The 21812-nt window shown below is 62.1% G+C and carries 19 protein-coding genes and 1 pseudogene; 4 read left to right on the forward strand and 16 right to left on the reverse strand.

Annotation, left to right across the window (positions count from 1 at the left end):
- Positions 1 to 4: 4 nt before the first annotated feature.
- Together apaG and BGO64_RS08915 are read left to right on the forward strand one after the other, a co-directional pair.
- Complete coding sequence (apaG, locus tag BGO64_RS08910) at positions 5 to 367, forward strand: Co2+/Mg2+ efflux facilitator ApaG/CorD (RefSeq protein WP_010673206.1); 363 nt, start codon at positions 5 to 7, stop codon at positions 365 to 367.
- A 6-nt stretch (positions 368 to 373) separates the two neighbouring features.
- On the forward strand, positions 374 to 1195 hold the full coding sequence (locus BGO64_RS08915) for a symmetrical bis(5'-nucleosyl)-tetraphosphatase (protein ID WP_039040022.1): 822 nt from the start codon (positions 374 to 376) through the stop codon (positions 1193 to 1195).
- A 126-nt stretch (positions 1196 to 1321) separates the two neighbouring features.
- Here BGO64_RS08915 and BGO64_RS08920 read toward each other — a convergent pair whose 3' ends face one another.
- The gene (locus BGO64_RS08920) at positions 1322 to 1807 is read right to left on the reverse strand and encodes a 2TM domain-containing protein (RefSeq protein WP_286700521.1); all 486 of its coding nucleotides are present in this window, start codon (positions 1805 to 1807) and stop codon (positions 1322 to 1324) included.
- 183 nt (positions 1808 to 1990) lie between these two features.
- On the reverse strand, positions 1991 to 2980 hold the full coding sequence (locus BGO64_RS08925) for a luciferase-like monooxygenase (RefSeq protein ID WP_286700522.1): 990 nt from the start codon (positions 2978 to 2980) through the stop codon (positions 1991 to 1993).
- A gap of 216 nt (positions 2981 to 3196) precedes the next feature.
- Here BGO64_RS08925 and BGO64_RS08930 point away from each other — a divergent pair.
- A pseudogene (locus BGO64_RS08930) lies at positions 3197 to 6081 on the forward strand (HD domain-containing phosphohydrolase).
- Positions 6082 to 6151: 70 nt separating this feature from the next.
- Here the strand turns inward: BGO64_RS08930 and BGO64_RS08935 are convergent.
- The 4 genes from BGO64_RS08935 to rplU form a co-directional block, all read right to left on the reverse strand.
- A complete protein-coding gene (locus tag BGO64_RS08935) occupies positions 6152 to 7522 on the reverse strand; it encodes a YjiH family protein (protein WP_010673201.1) in 1371 nt (456 codons plus the stop codon).
- Positions 7523 to 7888: 366 nt separating this feature from the next.
- On the reverse strand, positions 7889 to 9091 hold the full coding sequence (cgtA, locus tag BGO64_RS08940) for an Obg family GTPase CgtA (RefSeq protein ID WP_286700523.1): 1203 nt from the start codon (positions 9089 to 9091) through the stop codon (positions 7889 to 7891).
- Between the two features lie 189 nt (positions 9092 to 9280).
- Complete coding sequence (gene rpmA, locus BGO64_RS08945; protein ID WP_010673199.1) at positions 9281 to 9538, reverse strand: 50S ribosomal protein L27; 258 nt, start codon at positions 9536 to 9538, stop codon at positions 9281 to 9283.
- A gap of 17 nt (positions 9539 to 9555) precedes the next feature.
- Positions 9556 to 9867 carry a 50S ribosomal protein L21 gene (rplU, locus tag BGO64_RS08950; RefSeq protein ID WP_005304210.1) on the reverse strand — a complete coding sequence of 104 codons (312 nt, stop codon included), beginning with the start codon at positions 9865 to 9867 and terminating at the stop codon, positions 9556 to 9558.
- Between the two features lie 242 nt (positions 9868 to 10109).
- Here rplU and ispB point away from each other — a divergent pair, with 242 nt between their 5' ends.
- A complete protein-coding gene (gene ispB, locus BGO64_RS08955) occupies positions 10110 to 11081 on the forward strand; it encodes an octaprenyl diphosphate synthase (protein WP_010673198.1) in 972 nt (323 codons plus the stop codon).
- Positions 11082 to 11169: 88 nt separating this feature from the next.
- Here ispB and BGO64_RS08960 read toward each other — a convergent pair whose 3' ends face one another.
- The 10 genes from BGO64_RS08960 to BGO64_RS09005 all read right to left on the reverse strand — a co-directional run bounded on the left by BGO64_RS08960 (position 11170) and on the right by BGO64_RS09005 (position 21802).
- Positions 11170 to 11358, reverse strand: a complete 189-nt coding sequence (locus tag BGO64_RS08960; protein WP_010673197.1) for a DUF2065 domain-containing protein — start codon at positions 11356 to 11358, stop codon at positions 11170 to 11172.
- A 91-nt stretch (positions 11359 to 11449) separates the two neighbouring features.
- A complete protein-coding gene (gene hflC, locus BGO64_RS08965) occupies positions 11450 to 12334 on the reverse strand; it encodes a protease modulator HflC (protein WP_010673196.1) in 885 nt (294 codons plus the stop codon).
- A 3-nt stretch (positions 12335 to 12337) separates the two neighbouring features.
- Complete coding sequence (gene hflK, locus BGO64_RS08970; protein WP_286700524.1) at positions 12338 to 13489, reverse strand: FtsH protease activity modulator HflK; 1152 nt, start codon at positions 13487 to 13489, stop codon at positions 12338 to 12340.
- A 92-nt stretch (positions 13490 to 13581) separates the two neighbouring features.
- The gene (gene hflX / locus BGO64_RS08975) at positions 13582 to 14868 is read right to left on the reverse strand and encodes a ribosome rescue GTPase HflX (RefSeq protein ID WP_043758245.1); all 1287 of its coding nucleotides are present in this window, start codon (positions 14866 to 14868) and stop codon (positions 13582 to 13584) included.
- A gap of 63 nt (positions 14869 to 14931) precedes the next feature.
- A complete protein-coding gene (gene hfq / locus BGO64_RS08980) occupies positions 14932 to 15195 on the reverse strand; it encodes an RNA chaperone Hfq (protein ID WP_011704864.1) in 264 nt (87 codons plus the stop codon).
- Between the two features lie 72 nt (positions 15196 to 15267).
- On the reverse strand, positions 15268 to 16185 hold the full coding sequence (miaA, locus tag BGO64_RS08985; protein ID WP_080770083.1) for a tRNA (adenosine(37)-N6)-dimethylallyltransferase MiaA: 918 nt from the start codon (positions 16183 to 16185) through the stop codon (positions 15268 to 15270).
- Positions 16186 to 16277: 92 nt separating this feature from the next.
- Entirely contained in the window at positions 16278 to 18161 is a 1884-nt protein-coding gene (mutL, locus tag BGO64_RS08990) for a DNA mismatch repair endonuclease MutL (protein WP_286700525.1), read from the reverse strand.
- Between the two features lie 106 nt (positions 18162 to 18267).
- Positions 18268 to 19818: an N-acetylmuramoyl-L-alanine amidase gene (locus BGO64_RS08995; protein ID WP_041211134.1), complete on the reverse strand. Its 1551-nt coding sequence runs from the start codon at positions 19816 to 19818 to the stop codon at positions 18268 to 18270.
- On the reverse strand, positions 19809 to 20282 hold the full coding sequence (gene tsaE, locus BGO64_RS09000) for a tRNA (adenosine(37)-N6)-threonylcarbamoyltransferase complex ATPase subunit type 1 TsaE (RefSeq protein WP_286700526.1): 474 nt from the start codon (positions 20280 to 20282) through the stop codon (positions 19809 to 19811). Before tsaE ends, BGO64_RS08995 begins: the two co-directional genes overlap by 10 nt.
- Before the next feature lie 17 nt (positions 20283 to 20299).
- On the reverse strand, positions 20300 to 21802 hold the full coding sequence (locus tag BGO64_RS09005; RefSeq protein ID WP_286700527.1) for an NAD(P)H-hydrate dehydratase: 1503 nt from the start codon (positions 21800 to 21802) through the stop codon (positions 20300 to 20302).
- Between the last annotated feature and the right edge of the window lie 10 nt (positions 21803 to 21812).

Here is a 21812-nt window from a genome sequence, read left to right on the forward strand (position 1 = left end):
TCCCATGACCCAAGCCCGGATAGTGGTCCGCCCCCACCCCAGCTATGTGGCGGGAACCGCAGATCCCTACCATTTTCTCTATCGCATCGAGATTGAGAACCTGGGTCCGGGCACGGTGCAACTGCTGCATCGACGCTGGCTCATTACGGATGCCAATGGCAAGATGCTGGAAGTGGAAGGTCCCGGCGTGGTCGGTGAACAACCCCTTATCGCCCCCGGCGAGACCTTTTCCTACCAGAGTGGCGTTCCCCTCGCCACACCGCTTGGCGTGATGGAAGGCAGCTACATCCTGCAGGATGAATCGGGGCAACAATTCGAAGCCCCCATCGCCCCCTTCACGCTGGCCGTCCCCAACATAATCAACTGAGGTTTCATGGCGAACTGTTTCGTCGGTGATATCCAGGGCTGCTACGACGATTTGCGCCGTCTGCTGGATCTTGCCGAGTTCGACTTCGATAACGACACGCTCTGGCTGTGCGGCGATCTCGTCGCCCGGGGGCCGGACTCCCTCAACACCCTGCGTTTCGTCAAATCACTGGGGCAGCAGGCCGTCACCGTGCTCGGCAACCACGACCTGCATCTGCTGGCGGTAGCCCACGGGGTCGCCCCGCTCAAGAAGAAAGACAAGCTGCAGGCGCTGATGGAGGCGCCGGATCGGGACGAGCTGCTGGAGTGGCTGCGTCACCGTCCCCTGCTGGCAGAACACCCCGACCTGCCCATCATGATGGTGCATGCGGGCCTCTCCCCCGCCTGGGACGCCCACACCGCCCGCAGTTGCGCCCGGGAGGTGGAGAGCCTGCTGCGCGGGGATCAGTACAGCTGGCTGCTGCACAACATGTATGGCGATCAGCCCGACAGCTGGAACGACAACCTGCTGGGCATAGAGCGTTACCGCTACATCATCAACAGCTTCACCCGGATGCGCTTTTGCTACTTCGACGGGCGCCTCGACTTCAAATGCAAGAAGGGCCCCACCGAATCGACCCCGGGCCTGCGCCCCTGGTTCGAGCAGCGCGAGCACCATGTGGATGACCCCATCCTGGTCTTCGGCCACTGGGCGGCCCTGATGGGCAACACCGGCAAATCAGATATCAAGGGACTCGACACCGGGTGTGTCTGGGGCAACAGCCTCACCCTGTGGCGCTACGAGGACGACGCCCTGATCGCCACCCCCTGCCCGGCCTATGCCAAGTAGAGCGGCTCTCTGCGGAACAAGGAAATGATCCGCCGTTGAGAGGATAGCAATGCCCTCCACCACCAAATGGAGCTGAAAACAGAACGGGCCCGGCAATGCCGGGCCCGTTTTTTCATGATGAGCGGATCAGAGCCTGCGCCCCAGCCGTTTCTCGACCTGACGCCGCTCCCATTCCGGGCCAAACAGCTTGAAGGGCTGGAACAGGTTGATGGCGTGAGAAGCCAGCCCCAACCCCCAGCCCAGCATGGGCCACCAGGCCCAGATATAATCCGGGTTGCTCAGGTAGTTGATGATGAACAGCCCCCCTATCACCAGCACATAGCTCATGAGGTGGCCGTAGAAGCCCCTGAGCCCCTCCACGAACTTCATCGCCTCCCGCTCATCCCGCGCCACCTGCACGCGTCCCCGACCTTCGCCCTCATTCCCTTTCATCTCGCTCTCCTGCAGTTGGGTCACATCGAGCTCGAAGACGGCGGCCAGGGCCTTGAGGGATTCCAGTCCGGGTTGCTGGCCCTGCTCTATTCGCTGAATGGTGCGAACGCTCAGGCCAGTGAGGGTCGCCAGCTGTTCTTGGGACCATCCCCGTTGCAATCTCAACTTCCTGACGATCATCTTGCGCTCCTTGTGGTGATTGACAGGGCCAGCATAGGGGAAGGGGATGAGAGGCGACACGACAGATGGCCGACACTCACCTGACTTCCTTTAAAAATCATAAAGTTACTACCACGCAATCGTGGCTTTTGCGCCCCGGGCAGCCAGGCTTGGCGTGCCGCTGGCGGCCAGGCGTCGCGGGGGTTACAACCCCTGCATCAGCTCGGCACCAATCTCGAAGGAGCGCAGGCGCGCCTGATGATCGACGATGGGGCCGTTGAACATCAGCTCGTCCGCTCCGGTCTCTGCCAGCAGAGCCTTGAGGCCGTGGCGTACCCGATCCGGCTCCCCCACCAGGGAGCGAGCCAGGGTCTGCTCCATCGCCATCAATTCGCGGGGAGACCACTCATCCCCCAGCGTCTGCACCGGCAGTGGCAGCTTGCCGGCATCCCCCCGGTAGAGACGCAGGAACTGCTGCTGCAGGGTGGTGAACAGGAAGCGGGCCTCACGGTCGGTGTCGGCGGCGATCAGATTCACGCACACCACCGCATGGGGTTTGGGCCAGCGGGCAGAGGGGCGGTATTGGGTGCGGTAGATCTCCAGCGCCTGCAGCAACATGGCGGGAGCGAAGTGGGAAGCAAAGCCGAACGGCAACCCCATGGCCGCAGCCAGTTGGGCACTGTAGAGGCTGGAGCCCAGCAGCCAGATGGGCACATGGAGTCCCTGACCCGGCACCGCCTGCACGGCACCGACCTCGTCGCCGAAATAACTCAACAGTTCGCGTACATCCGCCGGGAAGTCATCCACCTCGCCGCTGCGCTGGCGGCGCAGCGCCTGCATGGTGCGCTGATCGCTGCCAGGGGCGCGGCCCAGGCCGAGATCGATGCGATCCGGATAGAGGGAACTCAGCGTGCCGAACTGCTCCGCAATGACCAGGGGGGAGTGGTTCGGCAACATGATGCCGCCAGCTCCGAGCCGCAACGTCGTGGTGCCCCCGGCCAGGTGGCCAATCAGCACCGCTGTGGCGGCGCTGGCAATGCCCGGCATGTTGTGGTGCTCCGCCAGCCAGTAGCGGTGGTAACCCCAGCGCTCCGCATGGCGAGCCAGATCCAGCGAGTGGCGAAACGACTCGGCCGGCAGACCACCTTCGGGAACGGGCACCAGATCCAGCACGGAATAGGGGACGACAGACATGGGACACTCCATTGGTTCACAGGGCGTTTATCAGGGGAGCAATGTAGCACGAGATATCTGGACGAATCATCTCACCACAGAGCAAGGGGGCAGCCCGGAGGCCGACTGTTGATTTCGGGCCGAAGAGCGCAAGATCGAGTCCTAGGCTTTTTGTCATCCAGCAAGCACACTGTTAGGTGACCAATACGGCGATCGCCAGGGGACAAGGATCCGTCCATGACAAACGCAAGTCTCAGTCGCAGACCCTTTTACGTACACATTGCCACCCTTTTCATCCTGCTCTTCTCCTTGCTGGGGGCGCCCTCATCGTGCTGCAGTTCCAGCAGGGCATGCAGCAGGGGCTGGAGCACGAACGTCAGAGCTTCCAGCAATACCGGGAGCAGCTTGCCCTCGCCATCAAGCTGAACCAGCGACCGGCCCGCATGTCCCTGAATCTGCTGCGCAGCGGCCAGCTGTCCGCCATGACAGACCTCGAGACGCGGCTCGCCTTCCTGCCCCAGCTGGCGGAAGTACTGGCCAACAGTACCAGTTACGGCGCCATCTATGCCGGTTACGAGGACGGCGATTTCTTTCTGGTACGCAAGCTGACCGAACGGGCGAGAGGGGCGCTGGAGGCGCCTGCGCCCGAGAGCCGCCTGCTGGTCCAGAGCCTGCATCAGGGACAGGGAGAGTTCCTCTATTTCGACCAGCGGCTGCGGCTGCTGGAGCGGCGCCCCATGCCGGACTACCGTTTCGATCCGCGAGATCGGGGCTGGTACAAGGAGGCGCGCTGGAGCACGGGCATCATAGTGACCCACCCCTACCTCTTCTTCACTACCCGGGAGCCAGGCATGACACTGGCGGTGGAGAGCGACGATCGCCGGGCGGTGATCGGGCTCGATGCGGGCGTGGAGGGGCTCTCTTCCCTCATCGGCGAGTTGCCCCTGCCCGGTCACAGCCAGCTGGTGCTGTTTGACGAGGTCGGGACCCTGCTGGCCACGGATCCCGAGCGCCTTCCAAGCTTCGAGCAACTGAGCCGCCTGCCCATGCTGTCGGCCCTCAATCACCCCATTCTCTCCAGGCTGCAACAGGAGATGGCTGCGCGGCCTGCCCTGCTGCATCACCCCGCCGAGCTGACCCTGGCAACGGTTCAGGGTCATGAGTGGCTGGTCAACCTCTCCTCCCTCGGGGAAGAATCCCCGTTTTATCTCGCCCTCCTGGTGCCCACCGAGGTGCTCACCGCCCCGGCGCGCCAGGATGCGCTGCACAATCTCGCCTGGGCCCTTGCCGGTCTGCTGCTCCTGCTACCCGTCATCTGGCTGGCAGCCCGGCGCACTGCCGCCCCTTTGCTGGTATTGACCGGGGAGGCTGAGCGGATCCAGCACTTCGACTTTGGCGAAAGCCCGGGGCCGGATTCGGCGATCCGCGAAATTGACGACCTCGCCCGCGCCATGTCCAGCATGCGCCTGACCCTCGGCAATTTCATGAACATGGGCCGGGCGCTGGCGGCAGAGCATCGCTTCGATTCATTGCTCAGCCGCATCCTGCACGAGACGGTGGCGGCTGCCCAGGCCGAGGGCGGCTGCCTCTTCCTGGCCCAGGAGAGCGAGATGCAGGCCGTTCACGCCATCTGGCAGGGGCAGCCGCTGGCGTGCGAACAGGTACAGTGGCAGGCGGCGCTGCTCGGCGGTCTCTACCACACGGAGCGCCTCTGCCTGCCCCTCGACGAGGCACAGTGGGCCCGCTACCTCACCGACTGGGGCCCCTTCCCCGGTGCCTGCCAACTGCTGGTCGAGCCCCTTCACAACCACCGTCAGGAGCTGATCGGCTGCCTGCTGCTGATCCTGCCAGACTGCTCGGCCCGCGAACTGGCCTCGCGCATCAGCCTCATCGAGGCACTGGCGGGCACCTCCTCCTCCGCCATCGAAAACCAGCGCCTGCTGGAGGAGCAGAAGCAACTGCTGGAAGCCTTCATCGAGCTCATCGCCGGTGCCATCGATGCCAAGAGCCCCTACACCGGCGGCCACTGCCAGCGGGTGCCGGAACTGGCCAGGATGCTGACCCAGGCTGCCTGCTCACAGCAGACGGGGCCCTTTGCCGATTTCCGGCTCAACGAAGAGGAGTGGGAGGCCATCCATATCGCGAGCTGGCTGCACGACTGCGGCAAGGTCACTACCCCGGAGTTCGTGGTGGACAAGGCGACCAAGCTCGAGACCATCTACGACAGGATCCACGAGATCCGCACCCGCTTCGAGGTGCTCAAGCGGGATGCCCACATCGAGGCGCTCTGCGGCCTGCTGCCCCCATCCGGGCAGCAGGCCGCCCTCGAGGCTGTAACCCCCCTCTGGCACACCCTGGATCAGGAGTTCGCCTTCGTGGCCGAGTGCAATCTGGGGGGCGAGTGGATGGCGCCGGAGAAGCTCGCCAGGCTGGATGCCATTGCCAGCCGCACCTGGTTGCGCACTCTGGACGATCGGCTCGGCATCAGTCAGGAGGAGCGCAAGCGCCACCAGGAGGCACCCTCTCCCCTCCCCTGCCGCGAGTCGCTGCTCGCCGACAAGGCGGTCCATCTCATCCCTCGCCCCGAGCACGACAATCTCGCCCGACACAACCCATGGGGCTTCAAGGTGCGGGTGCCCACCCACCTCTACAACCGGGGGGAGCGCTACAACCTCGCCATCGGCCGCGGCACCCTCACCGAAGAGGAGCGCTACAAGATCAACGATCACATCATCCAGACCATACGCATGCTGGAGAAGCTTCCTTTCCCCCGCCATTTGCGCAAGGTGCCGGAGATTGCGGGGGGCCATCACGAGCGGATGGACGGCACGGGCTATCCGCGCCAGTTGCAAGGGGGGCAGATGAGCATTCCAGCCCGCATCATGGCCATTGCGGACATCTTCGAGGCGCTGACGGCGAGCGATCGCCCCTACAAGTCTGGCAAAACGGTCTCCCAGTCCCTGACCATCATGGTGAAGATGGTGCAGGAACAGCACATAGACCCGGCCCTGTTTGCCCTCTTCATCGAGAGCGGCATCTGGCGGGACTACGCCAGACGCTTCCTCGCCCCCGAGCAGCTGGACGAGCTCGAATGTCAGGCCCTGCTGGCAGGATCACACTGACCTTCCGCCGGCACTCGCCCATAAAAAAACGGTCAACCCGGGTTGACCGTTTTTCGTTCCACTTCGCCCCTTAGAACAGCAGGTGCGCCACACCGGCAATCACCGGCAGGGTGACCAGGGTGCGCAGCAGGAAGATGACGAACAGCTCCCACAACTTGACCGGGATCTTGCTGCCCAGCAACAGAGCGCCCACTTCCGACATGTAGATGAGCTGGGTGACCGACATGGCGGCGATCACGAAGCGGGTGATGTCGCTCTCGATAGTGGAGGCCAGCACCGCCGGGATGAACATGTCGGCGAAGCCCACCATGATGGTCTTGGAAGCGGCTTCCGCCTCCGGCAGTTGCAGCAGCTCGAGCAAAGGCACGAAGGGCGCCCCCAGCCAGTTGAACACCGGGGTGTGCTCCGCCAGCATCAGGGCACAGGTCCCGACGGCCATCACCACCGGCAGCACGCCAAATACCATGTCCAGGGCGTTTTTCACCCCTTCACGCGCCACGGCGCCGAGATCCGTCATGCTGTCGGCCTTGGTCAGGGCACGATGGTAGCCGTAGCTCAGTACGCTGTGCTGATGGGGGATGGCCTCCTGCTTGCGGCACAGGGGAGTACCGTCGCTGTAGACATCCTTCTTCCAGGAGAGCGGCGGCAGGCGCGGTACCACGATGGCGGCCACCACACCGGCCAGGCAGACGGTCAGGTAGAAGGGGACGAACATGTGCTCCAGCTTCACCTGGGAGATCACCACCAGACAGAAGGTGATGGAGACGGCGGAGAAGGTGGTACCGATGACGGCCGCTTCCCGCTGGGTGTAGAACTTGCCTTCATACTGCTTGCTGGTCAGCAGGATCCCGACGCTGCCATCACCGAGCCAGGAGGCGAAGCAGTCCACCGCAGAACGACCCGGCAGACGGAACACCGGACGCATGATCCGGGTCATCATGGTACCGACAAACTCCAGCAGACCAAAATCCAGCAGCAAGGGCAGCAGCAGGCCCGCAAAGATGAAGACGGAGAACAGTACCGGCAACAGATCATGCAGCACCAGGCCGCCGGTCGCCCCTGAGCGCAGCACCTCGGGACCGGCTTCAAAGAAGGTCAACAGCACGAAGACCCCGCCCAGCACCCGCACGCACGCCCAGAAGGGGGAGACGTTGAACAGGCTGTTGAGGAAGGGCCGTTTTACCAGGATCGCCGGTTTGAACAGCCAGGCGATCAGGGTCATCAGCATGGTGGTGGTGATGATGGCGCTGACCATGGCCACCAGATGATCGGCAAACACCGTTTGAACCAGCTTCGCCAACACGGCGACGGGAATGGTGACATTGCCGTCATAGATGACCGGGGTCATGAACAGCAGGATCCCGATCAGTGACGGGATCAAAAACATCAGCACGTTGCGGCGAGTACGGATTGCCGGTGCTTCCAGGGTCTTTTCCAACATATAAACAGCCTTAAATGTGACTTTTCCTTCAGCCGGGCCGCCTGCATACTCATGCCCTCGCCCGGAAAACGGGCGCAAGAATAACCCAAAAAACTGCACAAACAAGCCGTTAATTGATCATTTCAAGCATAAATATTTTATCAGGCGAACCATCCATAAGAACAAACCAAAACAGTCATGCATATCGATTCAATTTGAATGGTTAGCATAATGTTTCATACAGGTTACATTCAGGTGCGCAGTATAATCCGCAGCCACTGTCAGGCAATAAGAGACATGAAAAATATATCTATAGGGTGACCCCGTCGATCCTCCCATAAAAAAACCGGAGCCTGTCTGGCTCCGGTCTTGTCACGAACATGATGCTCAATCGCGAACGTAAATGACTTCGACGCCGTCGTCGTCCTCATCGTCCCAGTCGTCATCGTCCAAGCCATCATCGAAGGCCTTGGACGCCGCCAGGGCATCGGCTTCCGCCTTGGCAAGCTGGTTCTTGTGATAGTCGTCCCACTTGAACTCCACCTTCTCGATGGCGTCTCTGGCATCTTCCGCCAGCTGACGGGGCATGGTGTCCAGCAGATCCAGGATGTCGTAGCACACCTTCTTGGTGCCTTCCTTGCTGATGGCGGTGATGGCGTAGACCGGACCTTCGTGGTTGAGGGCTGCCTTGACTCTGTCCATCACTTCCTGAGCCTCTTCTTCCAGGATCAGGTCCATCTTGTTGAACACCAGCCAGCGCGGCTTGCCCGCAAGCTCGGGGCTGTATTTTTCCAGCTCCCGGACGATGGTCACGGCGTTCTCGGCAGGATCGGAGCCATCCACCGGGCAGATATCCACCAGGTGGATCAGGACGCGGCAACGCTCCAGGTGCTTGAGGAAGCGGATCCCCAGGCCTGCCCCCTCGGCAGCCCCTTCGATGAGGCCGGGAATGTCGGCAATGACGAAGGAGCGGGAGTTCTCGCCACGCACCACGCCCAGGTTCGGTACCAGGGTGGTGAAGGGGTAGTCTGCCACTTTCGGACGGGCCGCAGAAACGGCGCGAATGAAGGTGGACTTGCCTGTGTTGGGCAGACCCAGCATGCCGACATCCGCCAGCAGCAGCAGCTCCAGCCTCAGGGTACGCACTTCACCCGGGGTGCCGTTGCTCTTCTGGCGCGGCGCCCGGTTGACCGAGCTCTTGAAGCGGGTGTTGCCAAGGCCGTGGAAGCCGCCCTTGGCAACCAGCAGCTTCTGATCGTGACTGGTCAAATCTCCCAGCAGTTCGCCGGTGTCTTCATCGGTGGCGCGGGTGCCGACCGGTACTCGCAGGATCTTGTCCTTGCCGCGACGACCGGTACAGTTGGCACTCTGGCCGTTCTCGCCACGCTCGGCGGCGTGGAAGCGCTCGAAACGGTAGTCGATCAGGGTGTTCAGGTTTTCATCGGCCACCAGATACACGTCGCCACCATCACCGCCGTCACCGCCGTCCGGGCCGCCGTTCGGGATGTACTTCTCGCGGCGGAAGCTCACACAACCGTTACCACCGTCACCGGCATCGACTCGAATCTGGACTTCATCAACAAACTTCATAGGTAACCGTCACCTTAATTCGAAAAACCGATACGCAATTATAGTGATACGGGCCCCTTCGGGCGAGGCGCATCTGGCCGATGAGGGCTGTCAGCGCCGGCTCATCCGCGTGCCGTTTTTTCGTCAAACTCATCAGAAAAACAAAAGCCCCGCCAGGTTGGCGGGGCTTCGGATCCTTGCGGTCCGTAATTACTCAGCAACGATGCTGACGTACTTACGATTCTGCGGACCTTTAACTTCGAACTGCACTTTACCGTTCGCGGTAGCGAACAGAGTGTGGTCCTTGCCCAGACCAACGTTCTCACCAGCGTGGAACTTGGTGCCGCGCTGACGAACGATGATGCTGCCAGCCAGAACTGTTTCGCCGCCGAAACGCTTCACGCCCAGGCGTTTAGCTTCAGAATCGCGACCGTTGCGGGATGAACCGCCAGCTTTTTTGTGTGCCATCTATCGGACTCCTCTAATTAAGCGCTGATGCCAGTGATTTTGACTTCAGTGAACCACTGACGGTGGCCCGCTTGCTTACGGTGGTGCTTACGACGACGGAACTTGACGATAGTCACTTTCTCGCCACGGCCGTGAGCCACAACTTCAGCCACAACCTTGCCACCTTCAACGAAAGGAGCACCTACTTTGAAAGTGTCGCCTGCAGCAACCATCAGCACTTCGTTGAAGTCGATGGTAGCGCCAGTCTCAACGTTCAGCTTTTCCAGACGAACGATTTGACCTTCGGCCACACGGTGTTGTTTTCCGCCGCTTTGGAATACCGCGTACATTTGATTAACTCCGTAAAGGCGTGTCTTTTGCTCAAGGCCAGACACGCACAAAAACCTATAACAATGGGCGGGCATTCTACGCAGAACGATTTGCCGAGGCAAGGCCAATTTAGCAAAAAGTTTATTTTGTGCGCATATCTGCCCCCGTGAATAAACGCCTAACTGTAACCCATTGTGAAATCGTGTAGAATCCCCGCCATTGCTAAAAACGCAGTAAATGCTGCCGTCACGTTACGAGACTTATGGACCAACAGACTATCCGTGCGCTCTGTGCCGCCGACATGACGGCGGTCAATGAACTGATCCTGGCGAGACTCCAGTCCGATGTCAGCCTGATCAACCAGCTGGGTTTCTATATTGTCAGTGCGGGCGGAAAACGGATGCGCCCCATGCTGACCGTGATGGCCGCACGCGCACTGGGCTATGAGGGTGAAGATCACCTGAAACTGGCCGCCATCATCGAGTTCATTCACACCTCCACCCTGCTGCACGACGACGTGGTCGACGAATCCGACCTGCGCCGCGGCCGGGAAACCGCCAACGCCCTGTTTGGCAACGCCGCCAGCGTTCTGGTGGGTGACTACCTCTATAGCCGCTCCTTCCAGATGATGAGCGAACTCTCCAACCTGAAGGTGATGGAGATCCTCTCCGATGCCACCAACACCATCGCCGAAGGAGAAGTGCTGCAGCTGATGAACTGCAACGATCCGGATACCACGGAAGAGAGCTACATGACGGTCATCTACTGCAAGACCGCCAAGCTGTTTGAAGCCGCGACCCGACTCGCCGCCGTGCTGACCCATCAGCCCGAGCCCGTCGAGCAGGCCATGACCGACTACGGCAAGTACCTGGGTACCGCGTTCCAGATCATCGACGACGTGATGGACTACTGCTCCCAGAGCGAGGAGATGGGCAAGAACGTGGGTGACGATCTGGCCGAAGGCAAGCCGACCCTGCCGCTGTTGCGTGCCATGGAAGTGGGTACCCCGGAAGAGCGTCAACTGGTGCGCGATGCCATAGAGCACCGCAACGGTATGGATCACCTGGAGCGTATTCTGGGCATCCTGGATCGCACCGGAGCTCTCGAATACTCCCGCCAGCGGGCTCGGGAAGAGGCTGACAAGGCCATCGCCGCCCTCGCCATCTTGCCGGACTCCCGGCACAAGCAAGCGCTGGAGACCCTGGCCCACATGGCGGTGCAGCGCAGCGCCTGATGCCAGCCGGCGGACAATAAAAAAGAGGCCAGAGGGCCTCTTTTTTATTGTCCGAATTCCCCGTGCCACTGTCGTATCAACACAGGCTCTAACGGGCCAACGCCCACAAGATGACACCACCTGCCACCACCAGACAGCCGCCGATGCGGCGCAGCTGTTCCGGCGGCAACTCCCCGAGCAGGCGCAGCATCTGCTGCCATGCCCTGGGAGCGAGCAAGGGCCCCAATCCTTCGAAGAGCAGCAGCAACCCCAGCCCCATCAACATGGATGTCAGCATCACCTCTCCCTATCCCTGTTCCCCTGCCGGTCTGTGACCGGCAAACAAAAGGGCCTGAATCATCAGGCCCTTGGGTCATATCAACACATGTTTACTGCTTGTTGCCGTGCGGCGACTTGAGGTAGCGGAAGAACTCGCTGTCCGGTTTCAGGACCATGAGGTCGTTGCCACCGGCGAAGCTCTTGCGATAGGCCTCCATGCTGCGCACGAAACTGAAGAACTCCGGGTCCTTCTTGTAGCTGTCGGCATAGATCCTGGCGGCTTCGGCATCCCCTTCACCACGCAGTTGACGGGCATTACTCTCGGCGTCGGCGATCATCACGGTCACCTTGCGGTCGATGTCGGCACGCAGGATCTCGGCCTGCTCGCGGCCCTGTGAACGGTGTTCACGGGCAACCGCGGTCCGCTCGGCACGCATCCGCTGATAGATGGAACTGGAAACTTCCACCGGCAGGTTGATCTGCTTGATGCGCACATCCACCACCTTGATGCCGAGCTCGGAGGAGCGCGCCATCTTCATCAGGGCATCTTCCATCACGGTACTGCGCTCGCCGGAGACGATGTCCTTGATGGTGCGGTTACCGATCTCGGAACGCAGGCCGTTGTTGATCTTGCGCTTGAGCAGGTCTTCAGCCTGGATCTTGTTGCCACCACCGGTCGCCAGGTAGTACTTGGAGAAGTCCTCGATCTTCCACTTCACGTAGGAGTCGATGATGAGGTCCTTCTTCTCGGACGTAACGAAGCGATCCGCCTGGCCTTCCAGAGTCTGGATGCGGGCATCCATCTTGCGTACCTGGTCGATGAGCGGCACCTTGAAGTGCAGACCCGGCTCGTACAGGCGCGGTTCACCGGAGTCGACCCGTTTCACCTTGCCAAACTGCACCACGATCCCCTTCTGTCCTTCATCGACGATGAAGATGGAAGAGAAGCAGACCATGGCGGCCACAGCGATGACACCAATAGCTAGCTTTTTCATCTATCAGTTTCTCCCTGTGCTGAAACGATCACCGCCACGCAGCGGGGTCGGAGTGGAGTTGGCCCCTTCGTTGGACGGCTGGGCCGCCTCGACTGCCGGGGTGCCCGCAGGACGTGCCGGTTGCACGGCATTCGCCTTGCCAGAGAGCTTGTCGAGCGGCAGGTAGATCATGCTGTTGTTGCCAGCCGGCATGTCCACCAGGACCTTGTTGGCCTGCTGATAGAGCTCTTCCATGGTTTCCAGGTAGATACGATCGCGGGTCAGCTCCGGGGCAGCCTGATACTGGGGCAGCAGCTCGTTGAAGCGAGCGACCTCACCCTTGGCCTTCAGCACGATCTGGGACTTGTAGGCTTCGGCCTCCTGCTCCAGGCGCTTGACCTGGCCGCGGGCCTTGGGCTCCACTTCACGGGCATAGGCTTCCGCCTCACGAATGAAGCGCTGTTCATCTTCCTGAGCGGAGATGGCGTCATCAAACGCATCCTTCACCTCTTCCGGCGGACGAGCCGGCAGGAAGTTGACGTCCACGATCTGCAGACCCATGTGGTAGGGCTCGATGATGCTGTCGATCACCTGCCAGGTCTCCTGGCGCACCTTCTCACGACCCGTGGTCAGCACGTCGTCCATCTTGGTGTGACCCACCACATAGCGCAGGGCGCTGTCGGTCGCCTGGCTCAGGCTCTCGTCGGCATTGGTCACGCTGAACAGGTACTGCTCGGGATCGACCACGCGATACTGCACGTCCATCTCGACCCGCACCACGTTCTCGTCCTGGGTCAGCATGAAGCCGGAGGCCGGCAGAGAGCGCACGGACTCCACATCCACCGGGATCACCCGATCGATGAAGGTCGGCTTCCAGCGCAGGCCCGGATCCACGTTGTGGGAGTACTCGCCAAAGCGCAGCACCACGCCCCGCTCGGCTTCGCGAATGGTGTAGAAGCCGCTGACGACCCACACCACCACGGCCACCACCAGGGCGATGGAGAGGCCAAACTTGCCCACGTCACCACCACCGGATTTGCCTCCACCGAGCAGACCGCCGAAACGACGACTCACCTTGCGCAGCATCTCGTCCAGATCAGGGGGGCCCTGATTCTTGCCGTTGTTCCCCCAGGGGTCACGGTCTTTGCCATTGTTACCAGGCTCATTCCAAGCCATCAGCGTCTCCATTAATACATGCGGATGGATATCATCTCTATCGGGCCATCTCTCGTCGATGAAACCTGTAAACATTCATCGTCATCGACGAATCAATGCCTGATAAAGCGTTGTAAACTCTCACCTTCTTGTTTCATGAGGCGGTTCCAGTCGGCCAGTTGCAGGCGGACTTCCAGGACGAAATCCCCCTCCTCGCTGAAACCTTCCTGCTCGATGCCCTTCAGCCGATAGAGCGCACTGCGCAATCTGGCGGCCGACGGCGGCAACTGCAGGGTGTGATGGACCATGGAACCGGCCAGCAGTTCGGTCAGGGCCAGGAAGAGGTATTCGCTGCCTTCACCGGTCTGGGCCGACAGCCAGACTCGCACCGGGCGACCCGCCTCGTCACGCTCCAGGCCGGCAGGACGATCGCTCAGCTTGTCGATCTTGTTGCAGATCATCAGCTGGGGGCGATCATCCGCCTCGATCTCGGCCAGCACTTGCTGGACCGAGTCGATATTCTCCTGCATCTGTTCGTCGGCGCAGTCCACCACGTGCAGCAGCAGATCCGCTTCGCGGGTCTCCTGCAGCGTCGCCTTGAAGGCCGCGACCAGATCATGGGGCAAGTGCCGAATAAATCCAACTGTATCCGCCAGGATCACATCACCCACATCCTGGATCACCAATTTACGCAGGGTGGGGTCCAGGGTTGCGAACAATTGGTCGGCAGCATACACGCTGGCATCTGTAAGTTGGTTGAACAAAGTGGATTTTCCGGCGTTGGTATACCCCACCAGAGAAACGGTCGGCACTTCGTTGCGGTTGCGGGCACGGCGCCCCTGCTCCCGCTGCTTGGCCACCTTGTCGAGGCGGCGCAAAATGGCCTTGATGCGCTCACGCAGCAGGCGTCGGTCGGTTTCGAGCTGGGTTTCACCCGGGCCGCGCAGACCGATCCCCCCCTTTTGTCGCTCAAGGTGGGTCCAGCCTCGCACCAGACGAGTGGAAAGATGGCGCAACTGGGCAAGTTCGACCTGCAACTTGCCTTCGTGAGTACGGGCACGCTGGGCGAAGATATCGAGGATAAGGCCAGTCCTGTCCACGACCCGGCACTGGAACAGACGCTCCAGGTTGCGCTCCTGGGCAGGGGTCAGGGCATGGTTGAAGATGACCACGTCGGCGTCCAGCATCTGGACCTGGGACGCGATCTCTTCCGCCTTGCCGCTGCCGACAAAAAATTTGGCGCTGGGTGCGCTGCGACTGGTGGTGATCACCCCCAGTGCATTGACCCCGGCCGAGCTCACCAGCATCTTGAGCTCGTCCAGATCCTCCCGCTCGCCCTCATCGCTGAAGTTGACATGTACCAGAACGGCCTGTTCACCAGCTTCGTAACGGTCAAACAAGCGCTTGCTCCTTGACAGGTATCATGATGGATCTGAGTTGGCGAGTGAACTCGCCGCAGGATATCACGCCTCGGCTTCACCCTGCTCTTCACCGGCGGCGCCCGGGGCGTGCTGGTGATGGTTGACGGCACGGGCCGGCACCACGGTGGAAATGGCGTGCTTGTAGACCATCTGGCTCACGGTGTTCTTCAGCAGAATGACAAACTGGTCAAACGATTCGATCTGACCCTGCAGTTTGATGCCGTTCACCAAATAGATAGAAACAGGAATACGCTCACGGCGCAGCGCATTCAAAAACGGGTCTTGGAGAGATTGCCCCTTAGCCATCTTTCTTTTCCTTATAGTTTGTTGTTTTTAAACACCGGATATTCAATATAACAACCTGATTATACAGGAGTGTCAAGCCGGACCAGCTTGGGCGACGACCCTGGCCAGATTGCCAGACTCACCAGATTCCAACCAGGTCACATCAGGCCAACCGCGCAACCAGGTCATCTGACGCTTGGCCAACTGGCGGGTGGCAACAATGCCGCGATAACGCATCTCATCATACTCCACTTCCCCCGCCAGGTAGTCCCACATTTGGCGGTATCCCACGCAGCGAATGGAGGGAAGATCCGGGGTGAGATCCCCCCGCTCGTAAAGCGCCCTGACCTCCTGCTCGAAGCCGCTGCCCAGCATCTTGTCAAACCGCTGTTCGATGCGCTGGTGCAGCACGGCCCGATCCCTCGGCGCGATGGCAAACTGCAGCGCCCGGTAGGGCAGCCCCTCTCCCTGTACCTGGGTCAGCTCGGTGAGGGTCTTGCCGCTGATGCGGTAAACCTCGAGCGCCCGGCACAGGCGCTGGGGATCGTTGGGGTGGATGCGGGCACCGGCCACCGGGTCGATGCGCACCAGTTCGTCATGGAGCGCCTGCCAGCCGAGGCGGGCAGCCTCTTCCTCGATGCCGGCCCGAATGGCGGGATCGGCGGAAGGCAGCGGAGAAAGCCCCTCCAGCAGCGCCTTGAAATAGAGCATGGTGCCGCCCACCAGCAGCGGAATGCGACCACGGTCGGCGATCTCTTTCATCTCCCGCAGGGCATCCTTGCAAAAATCCGCCGCCGAATAACTCATGGCGGGATCCAGGATGTCGATCAGCCGGTGCGGGGCCTGCGCCAGCTCGGCTGGCGTCGGCTTGGCGGTGCCTATGTCCATGCCGCGATAGATGAGCGCGGAGTCCACGCTGATGATGTCGCAGGGCAGGGCCTGGCACAGTTCAATGGCGAGATCCGTCTTGCCGGAGGCCGTCGGCCCCATCAGAAAAATTGCAGTCGGCAAGTCAGCCACGTTAAACACTCCCTTCGGCCGCCCCTTCACGGGCGAACCGGCATAAAACTGGTCATATGGATGCAACAGACGACGAGACGCCGTCAGTTGCCATCGGCAAACTCGGCCAGCACGTTCGCCAGCGGCAACGGACGCACCATGCGAACGTCTGCCAGTTGGTCACTGAAATCGGCAACAAGTTCCGTCAACAACCGGGTGGCAGTGGCAAAATCGTATATTTTTTCGGCACTTATGCCTTGCTCCACCAACCACTGGCATAGTACTCCAGCCTGCGCATCGGCATCACTGTCAGATCCGCTCTCGACCAGCTGCAACAATTCGGGTAAGAGGCGGGCCAGATCGGTCTGGCGCAGCAGGGCAGGCACCCGAGTCAGGATCATGGTGTCGCGTCCCCCGCTTTTCAACTCCAGCCCCATGCGTTTGAGCAGACGTTCCCGCTCCTCCACCAGGGCAACCAGGTTTTTCGGCAGCTTGAAGGAGACCGGCAGCAACAGAGGCTGGGCCGCCAGCCCCTGGCCCCAGGCATCCAGCAGCCAGTGGCGCAACAACAGACGCTCGGCACGTACCAGGGAGAGCAGCGCCAGTTGCCCCTGACGCTCCATCAGCAGATAGGCCTGCTCGACCAGGCTCAGGGCACGCCACACCCCCGTTCGGGCAGGCGTCTCGACGGCACCGCTCTCGGCTACGGGCCGGGATGCCGGCATCGCCACCTCGGGCAGGGTGGTGAGCAAGGCGCCCATGCCTCGCATGGCGGCCCGGCTCGGGGGTTCGGGAGGCTGGTAGTGTCCTCCCCTGCCACCACTGCCTTCCCGCACGCCGTCGCCATCTCGCGCAGGGGCAGGAGCCCGATAGCCGTGTTCGGCACCGTACCACTCGGTGCGCGGCGCCTGACCCGGATAGGTGACCTCCGGGCTGCCCGGCAGCTCGACCTGGGTCTCGGCCAGGGGGGCATCGGTGGCGCTCCCTGCCCCGTCCTGGCGCAGTGCGGTAAACAGCGCCTGGAAGATGAAATCGTGGATGAGACGCGCCTGATGGAAACGCACTTCGTGCTTGGCCGGATGGACGTTGACATCCACCTGGCGGGGATCCAGCTCGATATAGAGCACATAGGCCGCGAAGCGATCGGCGGACAGCAGCTCGTCATAGGCCTGGCGAATGGCATGATTGATGAGCTTGTCCCGCATCATGCGGCCATTGACATAGGTGTATTGCAGGTCGTTCTGCGGCCTGGCTCCTGCCGGGGTGGCCAGCCAGCCCCACAACCGCACGTCGCTGTGTTCGCTCGATACCGCCAGGGCATGGTGCATGAAGGAGGAACCGCAGACGGCGGCGAGGCGGCGCTCCTGCTCCGCCACCGTGTTGGCCGCCTTGTACTGGCGCACCACCTTGCCGTTGTGGCGCAGGATCAGGGTAGCGTCGAAGCGGGAGAGCGCGATGCGGCGCACCAGTTCGTCGATGTGGGCAAATTCGGTCTTTTCGCTGCGCATGAACTTGCGCCGCGCCGGGGTGTTGAAGAAGAGATCCACCACCTCCACCGTGGTGCCCACCGGGTGGGCTGCCGGCTTGACGGTGACGCTCATCTCACGCCCTTCCGCCTGGGCCTGCCAGGCCTCGCTCTGCTCTGCCGTGCGGGAGGTGAAGGTGAGGCGGGAGACGGAGCTGATGGAGGCGAGCGCCTCCCCGCGAAAGCCCAGGCTGTTGATCCCTTCCAGATCGTCCAGGGTCGCCACCTTGGAGGTGGCGTGGCGCGACAGCGCCAGCACCAGCTCATCCCTGGCGACACCGCAGCCGTTGTCACGAATGCGGATAAGCTTGGCGCCTCCCTTGTCGATGTCGATCTCGACCCGGTCAGCCCCCGCATCCAGGCTGTTTTCCACCAGTTCCTTCACCACGGAGGAGGGCCGCTCCACGACCTCACCGGCAGCAATCTGGTTGGCCAGAATCGGCGGCAATATACGGATTGGCATCGCTTGCTCCTGCAGATGAAAAAGGGGAAGAGGTGGACCTGGCGCCATCAACGCTCACCGCCCCTCCCTGCCATCGGCAGAGAAGGGCAGCGTTCTTCAGCCCGCGCTATTTTCGCGGAATATAGAGCACCTGCCCTATCTGGATGTCCCGTGACTTGAGCTTGTTGATCTCCACCAGTCGCGCCTGACTCACCCCATGTTTCTCGGCGAGACGGGAGAGACTCTGGCCACGGGTGACCACGTGGCGGATCATGTTGGACTTGTCGTTGCTCTGCACGCTGGCTACCGGCGCACTCGGCTCCTGGGCTGCGACCTTGTAAGGTTTGATCACGCCGGCACCGGAGGCGCTGCCGACGCTGCTGACCGGGGCGCCGCCCTCACCAACGCGATAGGGCTCGCTCGCCGGCATCCGGTTGGTCACGACCTGCTGCGTTGGCTGGGCAACCGGCTTGCTGACGGCGACCGGCTTGCTGGCAGGCGCCTGACGCGGCGGGGCGGCAACCTGGCCCTTGCCGGTGAGCATGGGCCCCTTGGTCGGATGGCTGCGGTAATAGTTGCGGATCCCCTCGAAGATGGCCCGGGCCAGCTGATCCTGATAGCTGGCGGTGGCCAGCAGCTTCTCCTCGGCGTGGTTCGAGATAAAGCCCGTCTCCACCAGTACCGAGGGTATGTCCGGCGCCTTCAGCACCGCCAGGCTCGCATGTTCCGGCGCCTTCTTGTGCAATCTGGCCACCCGGCCGAGCGAGCGTAGGATCTGGCGGCTGACGTCATAGCCTTCGGCCCTGGACTTGTCCATGGAGAGATCCAGGAAGGTCTGCGCCAGATAGGGGTTGGGATCAGACTCGGCCAATACCTTGCCAACGCCCCCCAGCAGCTCCCCCTGCTTCTCCTGCTTCTCGAGCCAGCTACCCATCTCGCGGTTGGCGCGGTTGGTCGACAGCACCCAGACGGAGGCACCGCGAGGAGTCGAGTTGTGGAAGCTGTCGGCATGCACCGACACCAGCAGGTCTGCCTTGGCCTTGCGGGCGATTTCGGAGCGTTTGTTGAGATCGACGAAGTAGTCGCCACGGCGGGTCAGCACGGCTCGCATGCCGGGCTCCCGGTCGATGAGGGCCGCCAGCTTCTGGGAGACCGCCAGGGTCACCCGCTTCTCGTAGGTGCGGCGCGGGCCGATGGAGCCCGGGTCTTCCCCGCCGTGACCAGGATCGATGGCGATGACGATGGCCTTGCCGTGCCCCCCGACGGGAGCGGGCTGCGCCGCAGCGCTCCCCTTCTCTTCATAGGGAAGATCGATCACAAGACGGTGGCCATAGGGACCTGCTGGCGCCAGCGGGAAGACCACCGGCTTGATGGCAGAGCCGAGATCCAGCACCAGTCGCAGGCCGCCCTTCTCCAGCGGCGTGCTCTCGCGGATCTTGCGCACCAGCTCGCTCTTGTTCTCGATGCGGGCCAGGTTGGTGGCGTTGCTCGCCCCTTTCAGGTCGATGACCAGACGGTTCGGACCGGTCAGGGTGAAGTAGTTGAAATTGGGGGCGCTGCTCATGTCGAGCACCACCCGGGTGTTGTCCGGTGATGGCCACACCCGCACACTCTTGAGCTGATTGGCCCAGGTGGGCAACGCCATCAGGGAGAGAACAAAGACAAGGATCACGCGCACTGAGATGACAACCGTTCCAGAATGGCTTCGCCGATAGCAGTGCGGGCATCAATCTGCACCTCGCGCTGCTCGTTTGCATAACTCAGGGTGATCTCGAGATCCGGGGCTGGCAGCCAGCCCTCGCCCTTCTGTGGCCACTCCACCAGGCAGAGGGTATCGGCGGCGAAATAGTCGCGAATGCCCATGAACTCCAGCTCTTCCGGGTCCGCCAGTCGATAGAGATCGAAGTGATAGACCTGCCACTGGGCAAGCTCATAGGGCTCCACCAGGGTATAGGTCGGACTCTTGACCTTGCCCTCATGACCCAGTCCCTGCACCCAGCCTCGGGTCAGGGTGGTTTTGCCGGCCCCGAGGGCACCGTGCAGAAATACCGTGGTGGCCTGTTGGCACGCCTTTGCCAGACGGCCACCCAGTGCCACTGTTGCTGCCTCGTCCGGCAGTGTCATCATCAAGGTTTTTGCCATGTTCTTCTTGTTACTTGTTACTGTGTCGGATTGACCAGACGACGGATCCAGGGCAGCAGATCCGATGCCAGCATGCCCCTCTCACCCTCGGCAGCGGCCAGATCGGCGGCCTCTGCGTGGATCACGGCCCCGAGTCGGGTGGCCATGCCCGCAGACCAGCCCTGAGCCAGAAGGGCGGCGATTATACCAGACAAGAGGTCACCCATGCCGCCACTGGCCATGCCGGGGTTACCCTCGTCGCACAGGGAAATGCGCCTGCCGTCGCAGATGAGCGACCCCGCCCCCTTGAGCAACACCACACCACCGTAGCGCTGTTGCAGTCGCGAGACGGCCGCAAACCTGTCCCCCTCGATCTCGGCGATGGTGCAGCCCAGCAGGCGAGCCGCCTCCCCGGGGTGGGGCGTGAGCACCCAATTATCCTGATGACGGGGGGCCTGCGCCAGCCAATTCAATCCATCGGCGTCCAATACCAGTGGCACGGCGGCTCCGATGCCCTGTTCGAACCGGGCCCGGCCCCACTCATCCTGACCGAGCCCGGGGCCCAGTACCTGCACAGATGCCCACCCTTCATCCATGTCCGCCGGGCATCCCATCAGCTCGGGTTGAACCAGGCTGGCCGCCGGGCAATCTGGGTGCTGGCGCAGGCGTACCAATCCCGCCCCCGCCCGCAGACAGGCCTGACCCGCCAGCAGGATCGCTCCCTGCATGCCGAGGTTCCCCCCCGTCAGCAGTACCTTGCCGCTGTGTCCCTTGTGAGCCGAGCGCCTGCGCGGGGTCAGCAACCCCTTGAGGCTGGGATAATCGATCCGCTCGGCAGCGGGAACCCGTTCCTCCCCCGGCGTCACTCCCAGGGGATCCCGGTCGAGGTGGCCGACTCCGTCCACCCCGTCGGCGGTGAGCATGCCCTGCTTGATGCCGATGAAAGTGAGGGTGCGGGTGGCGCGCACCAGTGCGCCCATGGCGCGGCCGGTGTCGGCATTGAGACCGGAGGGGAGATCCACCGCCAGCACGGGCGCGTTCAAGCCATTGATTGTTGCGACGATCTTTGTCATTGACGAGGAGAGGGGAAGCTGGACGCCGGTACCGAGCAGTGCGTCTATGACCAGATCCGGCGGCGGCAGCGTGGCGGGCAGCAGATCCTCGGCCATGGTCACGCTCCCCCCCGATGCGAGCCACTCTTCGGCAGCCCGCCTGGCATCTCCCCTCAGCAGACCGGGAGCCCGGGCGGCAATCACCAAAGGCTCGAGGCCGATGCGCCGGGCAAGGCGGGCCAGCACGTAGCCGTCACCGCCGTTGTTGCCAGGGCCGACGAAGATCCACCACTGGCGGCTGTCGGGCCAGTGGTGACAGGCATAGTTGCACAGCGCACTCCCGGCCCGCTCCATCAGCACATAGAGGGGAAGCCCCTCCTGCTCGGCCCAGCGCCGTTCCATGCTGCGGATCTGCTCGGCCCGCCACAGGGGTTGTGCTAGACTCTCCCACTCATTTTTGCGGATAGCGTCCCCGAACACCTCTACCATGACGGCCCCC

The organism is Aeromonas sp. 62-46 (genome assembly GCF_001898585.1).
GTDB lineage: Bacteria > Pseudomonadota > Gammaproteobacteria > Enterobacterales > Aeromonadaceae > Aeromonas > Aeromonas caviae.

Excerpts from the sequence above, each read along its gene's own strand:
- tsaE (WP_286700526.1), bottom strand. The coding sequence starts at position 20,282 with ATGGCAAAAACCTTGATGATGACACTGCCGGACGAGGCAGCAACAGTG.
- BGO64_RS08925 (WP_286700522.1), bottom strand. The coding sequence starts at position 2,980 with ATGTCTGTCGTCCCCTATTCCGTGCTGGATCTGGTGCCCGTTCCCGAA.
- BGO64_RS08935 (WP_010673201.1), bottom strand. The coding sequence starts at position 7,522 with ATGTTGGAAAAGACCCTGGAAGCACCGGCAATCCGTACTCGCCGCAAC.
- hflC (WP_010673196.1), bottom strand. The coding sequence starts at position 12,334 with ATGAAAAAGCTAGCTATTGGTGTCATCGCTGTGGCCGCCATGGTCTGC.
- cgtA (WP_286700523.1), bottom strand. The coding sequence starts at position 9,091 with ATGAAGTTTGTTGATGAAGTCCAGATTCGAGTCGATGCCGGTGACGGT.
- BGO64_RS08915 (WP_039040022.1), top strand. The coding sequence starts at position 374 with ATGGCGAACTGTTTCGTCGGTGATATCCAGGGCTGCTACGACGATTTG.
- apaG (WP_010673206.1), top strand. The coding sequence starts at position 5 with ATGACCCAAGCCCGGATAGTGGTCCGCCCCCACCCCAGCTATGTGGCG.
- BGO64_RS08920 (WP_286700521.1), bottom strand. The coding sequence starts at position 1,807 with ATGATCGTCAGGAAGTTGAGATTGCAACGGGGATGGTCCCAAGAACAG.
- rpmA (WP_010673199.1), bottom strand. The coding sequence starts at position 9,538 with ATGGCACACAAAAAAGCTGGCGGTTCATCCCGCAACGGTCGCGATTCT.
- BGO64_RS09005 (WP_286700527.1), bottom strand. The coding sequence starts at position 21,802 with ATGGTAGAGGTGTTCGGGGACGCTATCCGCAAAAATGAGTGGGAGAGT.
- ispB (WP_010673198.1), top strand. The coding sequence starts at position 10,110 with ATGGACCAACAGACTATCCGTGCGCTCTGTGCCGCCGACATGACGGCG.
- mutL (WP_286700525.1), bottom strand. The coding sequence starts at position 18,161 with ATGCCAATCCGTATATTGCCGCCGATTCTGGCCAACCAGATTGCTGCC.
- BGO64_RS08960 (WP_010673197.1), bottom strand. The coding sequence starts at position 11,358 with ATGCTGACATCCATGTTGATGGGGCTGGGGTTGCTGCTGCTCTTCGAA.
- hfq (WP_011704864.1), bottom strand. The coding sequence starts at position 15,195 with ATGGCTAAGGGGCAATCTCTCCAAGACCCGTTTTTGAATGCGCTGCGC.
- rplU (WP_005304210.1), bottom strand. The coding sequence starts at position 9,867 with ATGTACGCGGTATTCCAAAGCGGCGGAAAACAACACCGTGTGGCCGAA.
- hflK (WP_286700524.1), bottom strand. The coding sequence starts at position 13,489 with ATGGCTTGGAATGAGCCTGGTAACAATGGCAAAGACCGTGACCCCTGG.